The 15,995-nt window shown below is 58.3% G+C and carries 13 protein-coding genes; all 13 read left to right on the forward strand.

The genetic code is table 11. The features are described 5' to 3' along the window. Positions 1–163 precede the first annotated feature (163 nt). The 13 genes from CDO73_RS17260 (at position 164) to CDO73_RS17320 (ending at position 15,954) form a co-directional block, all read left to right on the forward strand. Positions 164–1,027, forward strand: a complete 864-nt coding sequence (locus CDO73_RS17260; protein WP_088489779.1) for a DegV family protein — start codon at positions 164–166, stop codon at positions 1,025–1,027. Positions 1,028–1,039: 12 nt separating this feature from the next. Beyond that, on the forward strand, positions 1,040–3,091 hold the full coding sequence (gene recG, locus CDO73_RS17265; RefSeq protein WP_088489780.1) for an ATP-dependent DNA helicase RecG: 2,052 nt from the start codon (positions 1,040–1,042) through the stop codon (positions 3,089–3,091). Between the two features lie 134 nt (positions 3,092–3,225). After that, positions 3,226–4,899 (forward strand): sensor histidine kinase, encoded by a 1,674-nt coding sequence (locus CDO73_RS17270; RefSeq protein WP_088489781.1) that lies wholly within the window; start codon positions 3,226–3,228, stop codon positions 4,897–4,899. Positions 4,900–4,907: 8 nt separating this feature from the next. Next, a complete protein-coding gene (locus CDO73_RS17275; protein ID WP_088489906.1) occupies positions 4,908–5,705 on the forward strand; it encodes a LytR/AlgR family response regulator transcription factor in 798 nt (265 codons plus the stop codon). Between the two features lie 153 nt (positions 5,706–5,858). Then, a complete protein-coding gene (locus CDO73_RS17280) occupies positions 5,859–7,136 on the forward strand; it encodes an L-lactate MFS transporter (RefSeq protein ID WP_088489782.1) in 1,278 nt (425 codons plus the stop codon). A 240-nt stretch (positions 7,137–7,376) separates the two neighbouring features. Beyond that, the gene (locus CDO73_RS17285) at positions 7,377–7,970 is read left to right on the forward strand and encodes an RNA polymerase sigma factor (protein ID WP_088489783.1); all 594 of its coding nucleotides are present in this window, start codon (positions 7,377–7,379) and stop codon (positions 7,968–7,970) included. After that, positions 7,924–8,724, forward strand: a complete 801-nt coding sequence (locus CDO73_RS17290) for a hypothetical protein (RefSeq protein WP_088489784.1) — start codon at positions 7,924–7,926, stop codon at positions 8,722–8,724. Before CDO73_RS17285 ends, CDO73_RS17290 begins: the two co-directional genes overlap by 47 nt. Positions 8,725–8,761: 37 nt before the next feature. After that, entirely contained in the window at positions 8,762–9,679 is a 918-nt protein-coding gene (locus CDO73_RS17295; protein WP_088489907.1) for an ATP-binding cassette domain-containing protein, read from the forward strand. Continuing rightward, a complete protein-coding gene (locus CDO73_RS17300; RefSeq protein WP_088489785.1) occupies positions 9,676–10,863 on the forward strand; it encodes a hypothetical protein in 1,188 nt (395 codons plus the stop codon). Before CDO73_RS17295 ends, CDO73_RS17300 begins: the two co-directional genes overlap by 4 nt. Positions 10,864–11,020: 157 nt before the next feature. Continuing rightward, positions 11,021–11,791 (forward strand): DUF4253 domain-containing protein, encoded by a 771-nt coding sequence (locus CDO73_RS27230; protein WP_256972742.1) that lies wholly within the window; start codon positions 11,021–11,023, stop codon positions 11,789–11,791. A 302-nt stretch (positions 11,792–12,093) separates the two neighbouring features. After that, complete coding sequence (locus tag CDO73_RS17310; protein ID WP_088489786.1) at positions 12,094–12,351, forward strand: hypothetical protein; 258 nt, start codon at positions 12,094–12,096, stop codon at positions 12,349–12,351. Between the two features lie 13 nt (positions 12,352–12,364). Then, positions 12,365–13,684 (forward strand): slipin family protein, encoded by a 1,320-nt coding sequence (locus CDO73_RS17315; RefSeq protein WP_088489787.1) that lies wholly within the window; start codon positions 12,365–12,367, stop codon positions 13,682–13,684. A 293-nt stretch (positions 13,685–13,977) separates the two neighbouring features. Continuing rightward, positions 13,978–15,954, forward strand: a complete 1,977-nt coding sequence (locus CDO73_RS17320) for a methyl-accepting chemotaxis protein (RefSeq protein WP_179218732.1) — start codon at positions 13,978–13,980, stop codon at positions 15,952–15,954. The last annotated feature ends 41 nt before the right edge of the window (positions 15,955–15,995 follow it).

Here is a 15,995-nt window from a genome sequence, read left to right on the forward strand (position 1 = left end):
CGCTTTTGCAATCGAGGAGCTTCTGCCTAGTCTAATCATGCTTCTCGATTGCAACACGCGACCGGAACGAAAATTCTCCGCAGCTTCAAGGCTAATGGACTAAACGCATAGGATTTTTTCGTATGTATGAAGCCGCACCCTCTAACTTAAGGACGGTGACCGAATGAACCCGATTATCGTAACCGACAGCACGTCCGATATTCCCGAGGAGCTGGTGCAGCGCCTCGGCATCACGGTCGTGCCGCTCAAGGTCATGTTCGGCGATCAGGCGCTGCTCGACGGCGTGGAGATCAAAGCGCCGGAGTTCTACAGGCGACTGCCGCAGGCCGACAAGCTGCCGACCACGTCGCAGCCTTCGCCGGCGGACTTTACGGCCGCGTATCAGCGCATCTTGGATCATCATCCCGGAGCGCCGATCGTTTCGATCCATATCTCGACCGGCATGAGCGGGACTTTCCAGTCCGCCACGCTGGGCAAGTCGCTGCTCGAGAACGAAGAAGCGGACATTCTGCTGATCGACTCGCTGTCCGCGTCTTACGGATTCGGCTTTATGGTCGTGCGGGCCGCGGAGATGGCGCAGGCCGGCGCGACGCCGCAGGAGATCCAAGCGGAGATCGAACGGCTCAAGACCGCGCGCAAGCTGTATTTTCTCGTGGATACGCTGGAATATCTGCAAAAAGGCGGCCGGATCGGCCGAGCGGCGGCTTTGTTCGGCACGCTGCTGAATATCAAACCGATTCTGTCGATCGACAAGGAAGGCGTCATATACGCCGTAGAGAAGGCCAGAGGACGCAAGAAGGCGCTGGCTCGCGTCGTGGAACTGTTCAAGCAGGAGCTGGCAGGCGTCGGACGGGTGGATATCGCGATCGGACATACCGTTCAACCGGAGTCGGCGGACGAGATCTTGGCGCTGCTGCGTCAGCATTTCGAAGTCGTCGACGTCGTCTACTCGCATATCGGTTCCGTCGTCGGCACGCATGTCGGACTCGGCTGCAACGCGATCTACATCTGGCCTTCCGTCAAATAAAGGGAGAACAACATGAACATACGCCTGGATCAAATCCCGGTGAAAGAAGTCAACGGTGTGGGCGCCCGGAGAGCGGAGGAGCTTCACGCCGTTGGCATTTTTACCGTTAAGGATCTCATCGAATATTTTCCGTTCCGTTACGAAGACTTTCGGCAGAAACCGCTCGGCGACGTGAAGGACGGAGACAAGGCGACCGTACAAGCGAAGATCGTCGGCATGCCCATCGTGCAGCGCTTCGGCAAGAAGACCAAACTGAGCTGCAAAGTGCTGGCCGATTATTCGATGTTTACGGCCGTATGGTTCAACCGCAACTATCTCAAAGACCAATTGGAGCTGGACCGCGAGATCATCTTGACCGGCAAATGGGACGGCCGAAGATTGCAGATGAACGTCACGCAATCGGAATTCCCCGATCGCGGCGTGATTCGCAGCGGTTCGCTTCAGCCCGTCTACTCCGTCGCGGGCAATCTGACCCAGAATTCGCTGCGCAAAGCGATCGGCAGCGCGCTCGACCAATACGGCGAGCAGCTCGAAGAAGTGCTGCCGGAAGAGCTGGTGAAGAAATACGGATTGATGCCGCGTCCGCAGGCGATCCGCCTGCTTCATCAGCCCGGCGATATCGCCGAAGGCCAAGAAGCGCGCAAACGCATGGTCTACGAAGAATTGTTCCTGTTCCAACTCAAGCTTCAGGCGTTCCGCTCGCTGAACCGCGAACGGCGCGACGGCGTGGTGCATACCACGCCGAACGCGACGATCCGCGAATTCGTGCGCAGCCTGCCGTTCGAGCTGACCGACGATCAGAAGAACGTCGAGCTGGAGATTTTGAAAGACATGCGTTCGGAAGCCTGCATGAACCGGCTGCTTCAAGGCGACGTCGGTTCGGGCAAAACGGCGGTCGCCGCGATCGCTCTGTTCACGACCGTGCGTTCCGGATATCAAGGCGCGCTGATGGTGCCGACCGAGATTCTGGCCGAGCAGCATTCGCGTTCGCTTCAGAAGATGTTCGAACCGTTCGGCATCACCGTCGGTCTGCTGACGAGCAGCGTCACCGGACGCAAACGCAAAGACCTGCTGGCAGGGCTGCAGATGGGATTGATCGATATTCTGGTCGGCACGCACGCGCTGATTCAAGAAGACGTCAACTTCCGGGCGCTGGGCCTCGTGGTGACCGACGAGCAGCACCGTTTCGGGGTCAATCAGCGCAGCGTCCTGCGGCGCAAAGGCTACAATCCGGACGTGCTTACGATGACGGCCACGCCGATTCCGCGTACGCTGGCGATCACGGCGTTCGGCGATATGGACGTGTCCACGATCGCGGAACGTCCGAAAGGCCGCGTGCCGATCGAGACGTATTGGGTCAAGCACGAGATGATGGAGCGCGTGCTCGGCTTTATTCGCCGCGAAGTCGGTCAAGGGCGGCAGGCGTACATGATCTGCCCGCTGATCGAGGAATCCGAGAAGCTGGACGTGCAGAACGCGATCGATCTGCATATGCAGATGAGCCAGGCGCTGCCGGACTATAAAGTCGGCCTGCTGCACGGACGGATGAGCGCGGCGGAGAAAGAAGAAACCATGCGGCTCTTCTATGCCGGCGAGACGCAGCTGCTCGTCTCGACCACCGTGGTCGAAGTCGGCGTCGACGTGCCGAACGCGACGCTAATGGTCATTATGGACGCCGACCGGTTCGGGTTGTCGCAGCTTCACCAGCTTCGCGGCCGCGTCGGACGGGGGCAGCATGCGTCGTACTGCGTGCTGATCGCCGATCCGAAGTCGGAACTGGGGCGTCAGCGCATGGGCGTCATGACGGATACGAACGACGGCTTCGAAGTGTCGCGGCGCGATCTGGAACTGCGGGGACCGGGCGATTTCTTCGGCACCAAGCAGAGCGGACTGCCGGAGTTCAAAGTCGCGGATATGGTCGCGGACTTCAAAGTGCTGGAGCAGGCGCGCGACGACGCGGCGAAGCTGGTCGAAGATTCGTTCTTCTGGACGTCGCCGACGTACGAAGGCTTGCGCAGCTCGCTGGAAACGCAGGATCTGTTCCGCGGCGAGCTGATCGACTGATTTCGTCTCGGCCCGCTTCGTTCCGCCGATCGCGTATACGTATCGAGGCAGCAGCCGCCGGATTTCGAACCGGCGGCTTTCTTCTGCTCGGCATCGCGGGCAGAAGCTTAACCCAGAGAGGAGCGATTCAGAAAATGGACCCTACGCATCCGCTGACCATATTTTTGCAGTTGTTCGAACGCGGTTCGTTGCTGCTGATGTGTTTGTTCGTGCTGACGCGGATTCCGCGCGTCAAAGCCGTTTTTCAAAAAGAAGAATACCGCCCGCAGGATCTCGTGACCGTTACGGCGATCTTCGGGTTATTCGCCATTTTCGGGACGTACATGGGCATCAGCGTGGAAGGTTCGCTCGTCAACGTCCGGATCGTGGCGATCATGTCCGGCGGACTGCTGTTCGGCCCCTGGGTCGGGATCGTCACGGGAGTGGTGGCGGGCGTGCACCGTTACCTGATCGATATCGGCGGCGTAACCGCGCTGCCCTGCCTGATTACCAGCATAGTCGCGGGCGTCGTCTCCGGCATCATTCATCTGCGCGTCGCCAAACGCAAACGCTGGCTGTACGGCATCTTGGCGGGAATGGCCTGCGAAGCGCTCACGATGATCTTGATTCTGCTGATGGCGCAGCCTTACGCGCTCGGCTTGGATATCGTCTCGAAGATCGCCGCGCCGATGATTCTGGCTCAAGTGATGATCGGCTTGATCGTGACTCTGGTGCAGAGCGTCGAAGACGAGAAAGAGAACGTCGCGGCCAAGCAGGCCAAGCTCGCGCTGGATATCGCCAACGAGACGCTGCCGTACTTCCGCAAAGTGGACAGCGCTTCGCTGCTGCGGATCTGCGAGATCATCGAACGAAAAATCGGCGCGGACGCGGTGGCGATCACGGATACGAGCCATATTTTGGCCTATGCGGGGTTCGGTCAGGAGCGCTACAATATCGGGCACGAGATCATGACGGAAGAGACCAAGCAGTCGATCCGGAGCGGCAGCATCACCGTGCGCAACAACGACGCGGATCATCGCAACGAATGGATCAAATCGATGATCATCATTCCGCTGCGGGAAAAAGGGGTGGTGACCGGAGCGCTGAAAATTTATTACCGCCACGCCCATCAAATCACGTATTCGCTGAAAGAACTGGCCGTCGGGCTGTCGCAGATCATCTCCACCCTTATGGAAGTCTCGCGCGTCGAGCAGATCAAAGCGATGGCGGACAAAGCCGAGATCAAAGCGCTTCAGACGAAAATCAGCCCGCATTTCTTGTTCAACGCGCTGAACGCGATCGCTTCGTCGATTCGGATCGACCCGGACAAAGCGCGCGAGCTGATCATCAACTTGTCCGGTTATCTGCGGTACAATCTGGAGCTGAACGACGAATTGATCGACATGCACCGCGAACTTCAGCAGGTCAAAGATTACGTCGAGATCGAAAAAGCGCGTTTCGGCAGCCGGCTTCAGGTGGAGTACGATATCGATGACGAGACGGACGTGAAGATTCCGAGCCTCATCATCCAACCGCTGGTGGAGAACGCGATCGTGCACGGCATTTTGAAAGATAAAGGCAAAGGAACCGTGACGATTCGCGTGAAAAACGAAGGGCAGAACGTTCGTTTCGAGATCGCGGACACCGGCGTCGGCATCGACGAAACGGTCATTGAACGCATCCGAAACGGCGAGATGCCGTCGAACAAGATCGGGTTGTCGAACGTGCACGAGCGGCTGAAATTGATCTACGGAGAAGGCGTCGATATTCGAAGATTGGACAAAGGCACGGTGATCGGATTCACGGTCGGAAAGGGGAGCGCGGAATGAGCGAGAATCTGAAAGGGATCATCGTCGAAGACGAATTTCTGGCGATGGAAGAACTGGATTACCTGATCCGCAAAAACAGCTCGGTCGAGATCGTCGGCAAGTTCGAAGACGGCATCGACGTGTTGAAATTTTTGCAGAGCAGCGACGTGGACGTTATTTTTCTCGATATCAATATTCCGTCGCTCGACGGGGTGCTGCTGGCCAAAAGCATCAGCAAATTCGCCAACAAACCGTATATCGTGTTCACGACGGCGTACAAAGAACATGCAGCGGAAGCGTTCGAGATCGAAGCGTTCGATTATATTCTGAAACCGTACCACGAGCCGCGGATCGCGGCGATGCTGAATAAGCTCGAAGCGGCGTTCGCCGCCAAAAAAGAACGGGAAGCTTCGGAAGCCGCCCGCTCGGGAACGCCCGCGCAGGCGCAGGAACCGGCCGAGCGTCCGACGTCGTCCGCGGACGGCGCCGCCCGCGCCGATTCGCGAATCAATCTGTACAAAGACGACAAGATCATCGTGGTGGACGCCGACGATATCTATTATGCCTCCGCGCAGGAGAAAACGACGCTCGTCTACACGCGCAAAGAAGAATACACGATGCATATGAGCATTTCCGATTTTCAGGCGGGACTGCCGCAGGACAAGTTTTTCCGCTGCCATCGTTCGTATACCGTCAATCTGTCGAAGATCCGGGAGATCGTGCCGTGGTTCAACAATACGTATCTCCTCCGTCTGCGCGACGTGAACGCCGAAGTGCCGGTCAGCCGCAGCAAAGTCAAAGAATTCCGGCAGCTCATGCGGATTTAAGCGGTTTCAAAACGCTCGCGGCGGCTCTTATGCATTTCATTCCGCGTAAGCGGCATCTCATTCCAAAAACGCTTCCCTACCTGTTCCGGTGCTTATAATAAAGCCATAAGGAATACACAAGGAATCGCATAACGAATGAGAGAAGGAATAGACATGAAAAACGCTGAAGTCTCCCCGAAGGTTAATCGCCTATGGATCGTGATCGGCACGATTATCGTCCAAATGGGCCTCGGCACCATCTATACGTGGAGCTTGTTCAACCAGCCGCTCGTGAGCAAATTCGGCTGGGAACTCGGCAGCACGGCGATGACGTTCTCGATCACCAGCTTCGCGCTCGCGTTCGCGACATTGTTCTCCGGCAAACTGCAAGATAAATTCGGCATCCGCAAACTGATCGCCGCTTCCGGCATCGGGCTCGGCGTCGGACTGATGCTCTCTTCGCAAGTGTCGTCGCTCGGCCTGCTGTATCTGGTCGCCGGCGTGCTCGTCGGTTACGCGGACGGCACGGCGTACATGACGTCGCTCTCGAACTTGATCAAATGGTTCCCGAAACATAAAGGACTGATGTCCGGCGTGTCGGTCGGCGCGTACGGTACGGGCAGTTTGATCTTCAAGTATATCAACGGCGCCATGATCGAATCGCGCGGCGTCTCGCAGGCTTTCCTGATCTGGGGGATTATCGTGCTGGCGATGGTCGTGTTCGGTTCGCTGCTGATCCGCGAGGCGGTCGTAACCGCGACTCCCGCTTCCGCGTCGGGCGTTCAAGTCAAAGATTACACGGTCAAAGAAATGCTGAAGACCAAACAAGCGTACATGCTGTTCGTCATCTTCTTCACGGCCTGCATGAGCGGATTGTACCTGATCGGCATCGTCAAAGACATCGGCGTGCAGTTGGCCGGTCTGGACGTGGCGACGGCGGCCAATGCCGTTGCGATGATCGCGATCTTCAACACGGCCGGACGCTTGATCCTCGGCCCGCTGTCCGACAAAGTCGGCCGCCTGAGAGTCGTCTCCGGCGCGCTGCTGGTCACTTTCGCGGCCGTCATGGTGCTCAGCTTCGCCACCTTGACGTATCCGTTGTTCTTCGCCAGCGTGGCGGCGATCGCGTTCTGCTTCGGCGGCAACATCACGGTGTTCCCGGCGATCGTCAGCGACTTCTTCGGTCTCAAGAATCAAGGCAAGAATTACGGGGTGATCTATCAAGGCTTCGGCCTCGGCGCATTGTCCGCTTCGTTCATCGCGGCGCTGCTCGGCGGATTCAAACCGACGTTCCTCGTGATCGGCGCGCTGTGCGCGATCTCGCTGCTGATCGCTCTGACGATCAAATCGCCGGGCGCGGCGGCTGTCCAAGCTCAAGCTTCCGCGAGCAAAGAAGCGGCAGGCAAAGACGATCGCAAGATGCGTCTTAACCCGCAGACCAAAGGCATCTGATCGTTCGGCAGGCTTGACCTGAACGCCGAATGCCGGACGCGCTCCGCTTTCCGAAATTCGACCCTATATGATACGGCTCAGGCCTCTCCGATCCTCATTCGTCGGAGAGGCTTTTTTGCGCGGAAAATAAAAAAATTCGAAATTCCCAACTATTTGTGGCGCCGTCTCGCATATACGATTAGGAAACGATAAGAAGCAGCGATACGGGCTGGACCGGAAAGGAGGCCGAGTGCGGCGTTTATGCAAAACGAATCGAAACTGATCCGAAAGATCAAACGCGGAGGCGACCGCGCGGCCGCCGACGAACTGGTTTCGCGTTATTACCGGGAAATCTACGCTTTTGTCTACCGCCAGCTTCCGCATCGGGAGAACGCGCTCGATCTGACGCAGGATATCTTCGTGAGCATGCTGCGAAGCCTCGATACCTTCGAAGGCAAGCGGGCGTCGCTGCGAACTTGGCTGTACCGGATCGCCTCGAACCGGGTGATCGACCATTTCCGTTCGAGCGCGCATCGCCGCGGTCAACTGACCGATCCGCTGGAAGATTTCGAACCGGCGGCGGAAGGCGATTTCACGCTCGAACTGGAAAGGCGCGAACAAGCCGAAGAAGTGCTGAAGCTGTTGGAGCGATTCGAGCCTCGCGTCCAACAGATCGTGCGGCTCAAGCTGTTCGCGGAACGGACGTTCATTGATGTCGCGCAGATTCTGGAGCTTCCGGAATCGACAGTCAAAGCCGGTTATTATGCGGCGATTCGCAAGATCCGAGCCCGATTGAAGGAGGGAGAACATGACCAAGCAGAATCTGCGGCCTCGAAGCGGCGAGCCGGCGTCTGAGCGGCTTGATTGGCTGCCGCCCGTCGATTATCCGACCGAGACGGAGCAGCGCCGGCAGATCGGCCGAATCGTGCAGATCGCGCTGCCCAAACGCCTATCGTTCCCGGCCTACGTAACCGAGATGTACCGTCAGGTCGGATTCCGCCATCTGTTCCGGGATCTGACGGAGATCGTATTCGTGCTGCTGCTTGGGATAGGCGTATGGATTTTCACGGCTTTGTTCGCGATGGAGCAGCGGAATACGGAGCTGGCTTACGGTTTTATTTTTATGGTATCGCCGCTGCTGTATCTGGCGATTTCGGCGCTCTTTTTCGCCGAGCTGCGCCGCAGCGATACGTACGCGGTCGAGATGGCCTGCCGGTACAACGTTTATCAGCTCGCATCGCTGCGCATGCTGGCTTTTGCGGCCGTTTGTCTGGTGCTGAACGCCGCGCTCGTCTGCTGGCTCTCGCTCGCTTACGGAAGCGTCGACGCGCCGCGCGGCCTGCTGCTGTCGGCTTCGTCGCTCATGCTGTTCGCGGCGGCTTTTCTATACGGCCTGCTGCGCGGACGAAGCACGGCGGCGCGTTACGGCTGGGTAGCGCTGTGGCCGGTACTGAATCTGATATTAGGGATCGCGGCTCCGAGAATCTACGGTTTGCTGATGATACAGCTCCCGCTCTATGTGTATGCCGTGATGTTCGCGCTCGGCGGCTGGCTCTATTTCCGGCAGATTCGGCGGTTGATCGCGATTCGTCCCGGAAGATCGGTATAGAATCGTGCGGATAAGATAAAAAGGAGAGTGAATGATCATGCTGACGGTTCGCGGAGCCGGAAAACGTTACGGAGAAACGCGGGTGCTGGAAGGACTCGATCTGGAATTCGGCAGCGGCGTATACGGCCTGCTGGCTCCCAACGGAGCCGGCAAAACGACGCTGCTCAAGATGCTGGCCGGTCTGCTGCCGCCTACGGAAGGCGAGATCTTGTACGACAGACAGCCGCTCGCGGCGCTGGACGAACGGTATCGGGAAGTGCTCGGCTATCTGCCGCAGCGATTCGGGTATTATCCGAACGATACGCCGCTCAAATATATGCAGTATCTGGCCGCGATCAAAGGGATGGATCGGCGCGAATCGCTCAAGCGTTCGGAGGAACTGCTCGATCTCGTCGCGCTCGGCGAAGTCAAACGCAAGAAAATGAAGACCTTCTCGGGCGGCATGATCCAGCGGGTCGGCATCGCGCAGGCGCTGCTGAACGATCCCCGCGTGCTGATTCTGGACGAACCGACGGCCGGACTCGATCCCAAAGAACGGGCACGGTTTCGTCGTCTGCTGACGCGGCTCGGACGCGACCGCACCGTGATCTTGTCGACCCATGTCGTCTCGGACGTGGAATCGGCGGCCAACGAGATTCTCATGCTCAAAGACGGCAGACTGTTCGCCAAAGACCGCCCGGAAGCCGTCTGCGAGGTTCTGAACAGGCGAGTATACGAAACGAAGCTGACGGACGCGGAGATCGACGAGTTTCGAAACCGGCATGTCATTCTGGCCGAGCGCGGGGAACCGGGCGGCTGGAGCGTGCGTTTCGCGGTCTCCGAAGAGACCCGTCCGTTCGAGAGCTGGCAGGCCGTCGAACCGGGATTGGAAGACGTGTTCTTATACGTGTACCGGGATGCGGAACAAGGGAAAAAGCCGGCCGCGACTTCATGGAAAAGCGGGGTGAACGTATGAACAAGCGCAGAAAGCCGAGAGCTTCGAACGCGCGGTTGATCGGATTGGAGTTCAGGAAATTGTTTATGCCCAAAAGGCTCGTTTTCGCCGCTTTTATTCTGCTGTGCGGAGGGCTGTGGCTGTATCCGTTCCAAGTTCTGTATCCCGGTCCGCAGTTCCCCGATTACGAGACCCGGATCGCGGCGGAGATGGAAGCGAAGTACGGCACGCTGATCGACGATCGGGAGTGGGAAGCGTTCAAGCAGGATCGCGCGGAGAAAATCGCCGAAGCGGATGCGTATATTCAAGCCGACCCGCTGTTCGCCGCGGCGAATCTGGACAGCTACGAACGGTATATGAAGCGGGGGCAGATGCCGAACGGAGGGACCTTGGAACTGGATGCGCATGTTCGTTCCGGTCCGAAAAAAGAACTGTTCGAGGAGCTTCGGAAGGGCAGCGAGCTGATCGTCCGCTACGAAGACGATTATCGCTGGACGATGGGCAAAGGCACGGCGCTGATGAACGAAGCCGAACGACAAAGGCTGCAGGAGATCGAAGCCCGGAGCGGCGTTTCGGTGCTGCCGTCAAGCGTTTTCTACGCCTATGCCTCTTCGGGCATCTTGTACCGCCTCGCGATGACGGCCATGCTGACGACCGCGCTGCTGGTTATGCATATCCATATCGGCGATCGGCGCGCGGGATTGAGCGAGCTTCAAGGAACCTCGCGCGTCGGCAGGAACAAGCTGCTGCGGATCAAGACGGCCGCGGCGCTGCTGATCGGTACAATGGTGTCGGCGATCCTGCTGGCCGTGCTGCTGATCGCTTACCGCTTCAGCGATGCTTGGGATCTTATGGGAGCGGATATCAGCGGAAGGTTCAATTTCTTGTTCATGTACGACCTGACGTTCTTGCAGTATATCCTGCTGACTTACGGCGCGGTATTCGTATTGAGCTGGATCGCCGCGCTGCTGACCGCTTTTTATTCGGCCGTCGCGCCTAATCTTCAGCTCTTGGCCGCCGCGATCGTCGTCACGCTGTTCTTTTTTTTCAAAGGCGACTTCATTCTCAACCGACTGCTTGATTTCATGCTGTACGGCAGCAGGCCGCTGCTCGAACCGTCTCTGATCCTCGGCGGACTGCTGCTGCTCGGCATCGCGTTAACTTGGGTAGCGCAGAAACAAGAAACTTGGCGGTGGAGTCGATAAGCCTGAACAAGAACGCCGCCTTGAACCGCTTCCGCTCGCCGGTTTGGAGAATCTTTCGACATCCTCTATAGTAGAAAAAGAGGGCGAGGCGGAAGTTCGATCGTAAAAGGCGGCAAACCGCGTTTCGCCGATGAAGGAAATCGGGAGGCGAGCGAAAGTGAGCGAAGAAGTGATGGATCGGCTGCGGGAATACGGGGTGCAGCTTGCGGAGAAAGAATCGATCGAACGGCTGCTGCAAGCGCAAAGCGGGCAGGTACGCGTGCTGATCTGCTCCGGCGGGAATATCGAGGAAATGTTGGAAGAAGCGGCGGACGGCCAAGAATCGATCGGTCCTTATGTCGAAAAGCAGGTGCAGGCTGCGGAAGGGTTATCCGCAGAAGACGTACTGAGAGGGCTGGCCGACGCGGTATTGGCCGAGATGGGCGAAGCGGCCGAAGAACGGGGAAGCGGCTTGAACGAGTCGTACCGGGCCTATGCGGCGCAATGGGAAGACGGAATCGGCATGTTGGACGAACAGGTTCCGGCTTCGGCGAGTCGCGGCACGGAAACTTCGGCCGCGCTGCCCGATCGCGCTTGGATCGAGCGCAATGAGGAAGAGGCTTTGCTGCTGCTCGACCTGCCGGAAAAGCAGGCTTGGACAGCTCCGCTCGTCGTCCCGATGGGCGGCTATAACGAATGTCCGCAGCCGCTCGATCAGGCCGTGATGTTCCGCGATTGGCAGCGGCGTTTCGGCGCGGTGCCTGCGGCCGTCACGGAAGATAGTTGGTTGCTTCGGGTGAAGCAAAGACCGGAAACGGACGAAGAAGCGCTCGATTTGGCGAAAGAACACTTCATCTTCTGCCAATACGTGCTGGAATCGTTCCAGACGATCGGGCAGTACGCGGCCTATCTGAAAACCGCGGGTACGTGGGAGTTCTGGTGGGATTGAACCGGAGACGAAATTAAAAGCAGCCGAAAGGCTGTTTTTTTTTATGAAAAGATGAACGGACTCGCCATAGTTCCGCCCTGTTGCCGGCTGTCCGTATCGGGCACAATAGACACAGATCCTTTACGGGATTCGCGAACGGCTTCCCCGGGCGAGGACCTCCGAACGGTCCCGCGGTGCCGGACAGTCTCTGTGCCGGTATGCCGGAAGACCTTCGCAAGCGAACGTCTTATTGGGGTTCGATTCCCCGCCTCGCCGGCTACGCGAGCTTTGGTAAAGCGCGCTCCCGTCAGGGAGCACCATTGATGAAGATCTTTGAAGCGGCAAGCCCTGCCGAGCCGCCTGTACGGGGCAACGGACGCGCGGGCAAGCTTTGCAGTCCGGCGGATTCGCCGCCGCAGGCCGCCGCCGAAGAAACGAGGCAGAACGACCCGAGCGGCTTTCCGAAGTCTGGACGGCAGTCGAGGGTCGGACAGCTCTTTTCTTTCCGGCGCGCTATCGCTTCGGCTCAAGCCGGATTCCGTTTGTTTCGCGCGCGGGCTTCCGCCGCAAAGATCGATTAAGGAGGAACTTTTCATGAATCCGATCCGCAATCCTTTATCCATAACGGCTCAGCCGCACGGCCGCAAAATTCCCGGTCTGCCGGGCCAAGATATTCATCCGGGTTCCTCGAATCCGCAGTCCGATCCGAATGTCGTCCGGTTGGGCGGCGGTTTTCGGACCGTCGAGGTGCAGGAAGGCGAACGGGCGCTGCTGCTTGAACGCGGCCGCTACGTTCGGCTGCTGAATCCGGGGCGGCATCGTTTCTTCGACGGGGCCGGAGGCAAGCGGTCCTTGATCTTCAAACGGCTGGATCAGCCGTTCGATTATCGGCCTTCGGTCGGTTCGAGATTAGGCGAAAACGGCAGCTCGGCCGACACGGATGTGCGGTTGTATGCCGGAGACGCCGAGCTGGCGGCGCAGCTTGCCGTCGTCGAAGTCGGCGATGACGAATACGTGCTGCATCTGGAGAACGGACGTCTGCGCGACGTCTTGGCAGCGGGTACTTACGCGTACTGGAACGAGCCGGTCGCGCACACGTTCATCCGCGCGGACATCCGTACGCCGGAGATCGGACCCGGCATCGGCCGTTCGCTGCTGGAGAAGATCGACGGCGCTTATATCCATAAGATCGACGTGGCGAGCCACGAAGTCGGACTGCTGTATTTCGACAATCGTTTGCAGCGGCAGCTTCCTCCGGGACGCAGCTTTTTCTGGCGCGGCGCGGAGACGGTCGCGGTCAAGACGTTCGATCTTCGCCGTCAGCAGCTCGACATGACCGGTCAAGAGATTCTGACCGAAGACAAAGTGGCGCTGCGGCTGAACTTCGTCTGCCAATACAAGATCGTCGATCCGCTCAAAGCGGCGGAGATCAAAGACTTCGAGAACCAAGTCTACGTGCAGCTTCAACTGCTGCTGCGCGAATACGTGGGTACGTTGAAGCTCGACGATCTGCTGCGCATGAAACAGGAGATCGGAGATTACGTGCTCGGCCGTTTGCAGCCGAGCGGCAGCGAATACGGCGTTAATTTTCTGTCCGCCGGACTCAAAGACGTGATTCTGCCGGGCGAAGTCCGAGCGATCCTGAACACGGTGCTGCTCGCCGAGAAGAAAGCGCAGGCGAACATGATCACCCGGCGCGAAGAGACGGCATCCACGCGAAGCCTGCTCAACACCGCCAAGCTCATGGACGAGAACGCGACGCTGTACCGGCTCAAAGAGCTGGAGTTCGTCGAAAAGATCTGCGAGAAGATCGGAACCGTTTCGCTCAGCGGCGGCGGCAATCTGCTGGAGCAGATGAACGGCCTGTTGGGTCTTCGCCAGCCCGAGTTCGAGCCGCGCCGAGCGCTCGAATAAAAGCTTTATCGAAGCTGCGGGATCGAGGGTTAAAGTCGACGGATTCTGCATGGATAAGCCGTTCGACTTTTGGCTTTACTCATAGAAACGTTTCGTTTGCTGCGTATTCGATCAAATCGATCGAATATGCAGCTTTTTATTTGTCGGCAATCGAATCGGGGTACAATTTTGCACTAATTCTGTCGATAAATATCGAAAATAAACGTCACGGTTTGGCTGCTTTCTTCATAGGGATGATTTCCCGAAGCGCCGCCGAATTTTCGCCCGATAACGGCGCACAGGGAGGGTCTTACATGAATCTGAAAATGAAATTGGCAATCGTGCTGGTCGTCGTGACCTTAGTAGGAACCGGAAGCATCGGTGCCGTATCGCTCAGCAGCATCCGCAGCGAGGCGACTAAATCGATTAATGCGAACCTCCGCAGCACGGCCGAGAACACCGCGATCCAAATCGGCGGTTGGGTCGGCAAGAATGCGAAAGTCGTGGAAACCACGGCGGAAGTGATTCAATCTTCGGTGCCGCTCGATCAGATCAAAGAAAGTCAGCTGCAAGCTTACACGTCCGATTCCAACAAAAATAATCTTTCCGATATTTACATCGGCATGGAAGACGGCCGAATGATCGACGGTTCCGGATGGGTGCCGGAAGCCGGATACGACGTCAAAGCGCGCCCGTGGTATATCGAAGGCAAAGCCGCCAACGCGCTGAACTTCAGCAATCCGTACAAGGACCTGATCAGCGGCGAATACGCCGTCTCGATCGGTTATCCGCTGCATGATTCGGCAGGCAAAGTGGCGGGCGTGGTCGCGGGCGACATGAAGCTCTCCACGCTCACCGAGCTGATCAACAATATCAAGATCGACGGCGGGTTCGCTTTTATGGCGGATAAGACGGGCGTGGTGCTGGCGCATCCCGACAAAGACGACGTCAATAAGCCGCTGTCCGAGATTGCCGACTACTCCGGCATTGCCGATCAACTGCTGAAGAACGATTCGGGCAGCTTGGAATATACGTACAAAGGCGAAACGCAGCTCTTGTACTATCAAAAAGTCGAAGGTACGGGTTGGGTCGTCGCTTCGTCGGTCTCCAAAAGCCATGCTTTCGCCGATTACGTTCAAATGCGCAACCTGTTCATCTTCGGCATTCTGGGCATGGTCGCCGTGCTGGCCGTACTGGCCGTGCTCGCGGCCGCAAGACTGATCAAACCGCTGATCCTGCTGCAAAAGAGCGCGCAGCGCTTGTCCGAAGGCGATCTGACGGCGACGGTCGACGTGAAAGGCAAAGACGAGATCGGCAAGCTCGGCGCCGCGTTCAACGAGATGTCCGCCAGCCTGCGCGAACTGATTCACGCTGCCGCGGCTTCGGCCGAAGGCGTGGAAAACTCGGCCAAGCATATGCATGAACGGGCCGAAGGAGCCAAACACATTTCCGATCAAATCGCGGTCGTGATCGAAGAATTGGCGAGAGGCGCGACGGATCAAGCTTCTTCGATCCAAAGCGGCGTCGAGCAGATCGGCGGCATCAATGCTTCGATCGACGCGATCGCCAGCAGCGCGGGCCAAGCGGCCGCCAGCGCGGACGAAGTGACCGGCGCGATGCGCGGCGGACTGGAAGCCGTCGATTCGCAGAGCGAACTGACGCAGGCCAGCCGCAGTTCGGCCGAACGCGTGGAAGAAGCCAACCGCCGTCTCGGTCAGCAGACCGTCAAGATCGGCGAAGCGGTCAGCTTGATCCATACCGTCGCCAAGCAGACCAACCTGCTGGCTTTGAACGCCGCGATCGAAGCGGCGCGCGCGGGCGAACACGGCAAAGGCTTCAGCGTCGTCGCGGACGAAGTGCGCAAGTTGGCCGAACAAGCCCGTTCTTCGGCGGCGGATATCGATACGCTGCTCGAAGGCGTACAGGAAGCGGGCCGTCAGAGCATCGACGAGATTCGCGAGTTCCAAATGATGGTCGATAAACAGATTCAGGCCGCGGCATCGACGCGCGAAGCGTTCGACACGATCCGCAGCTCGGTAGACGGCATCACGGGCCGAATCCGCGAAGTGTCCGGCGCGTCGGAAGAATTGAAGCACAGCGCCGATCACGTATCGGCGATCATGACCGATATCGCGGCAGTCGCGGAGCAGAGCGCGGCGAGCACGGAGCAGGCGGCTTCTTCCACGCAAGAACAAGCCCAAGCGATCTCCAGCATCTCCGATCTGTCGGGCGAAGTGTCCGATAACGTCGACGAGCTGCGCGGCCGGATTGCCCGTTTCAAGACGGAATAAGCGAGCTTGCTCCGTTTGACGATCATCCGAAGAACGCGTTC

Source organism: Saccharibacillus sp. O23 (assembly GCF_002205895.1).
Lineage (GTDB): Bacteria > Bacillota > Bacilli > Paenibacillales > Paenibacillaceae > Saccharibacillus.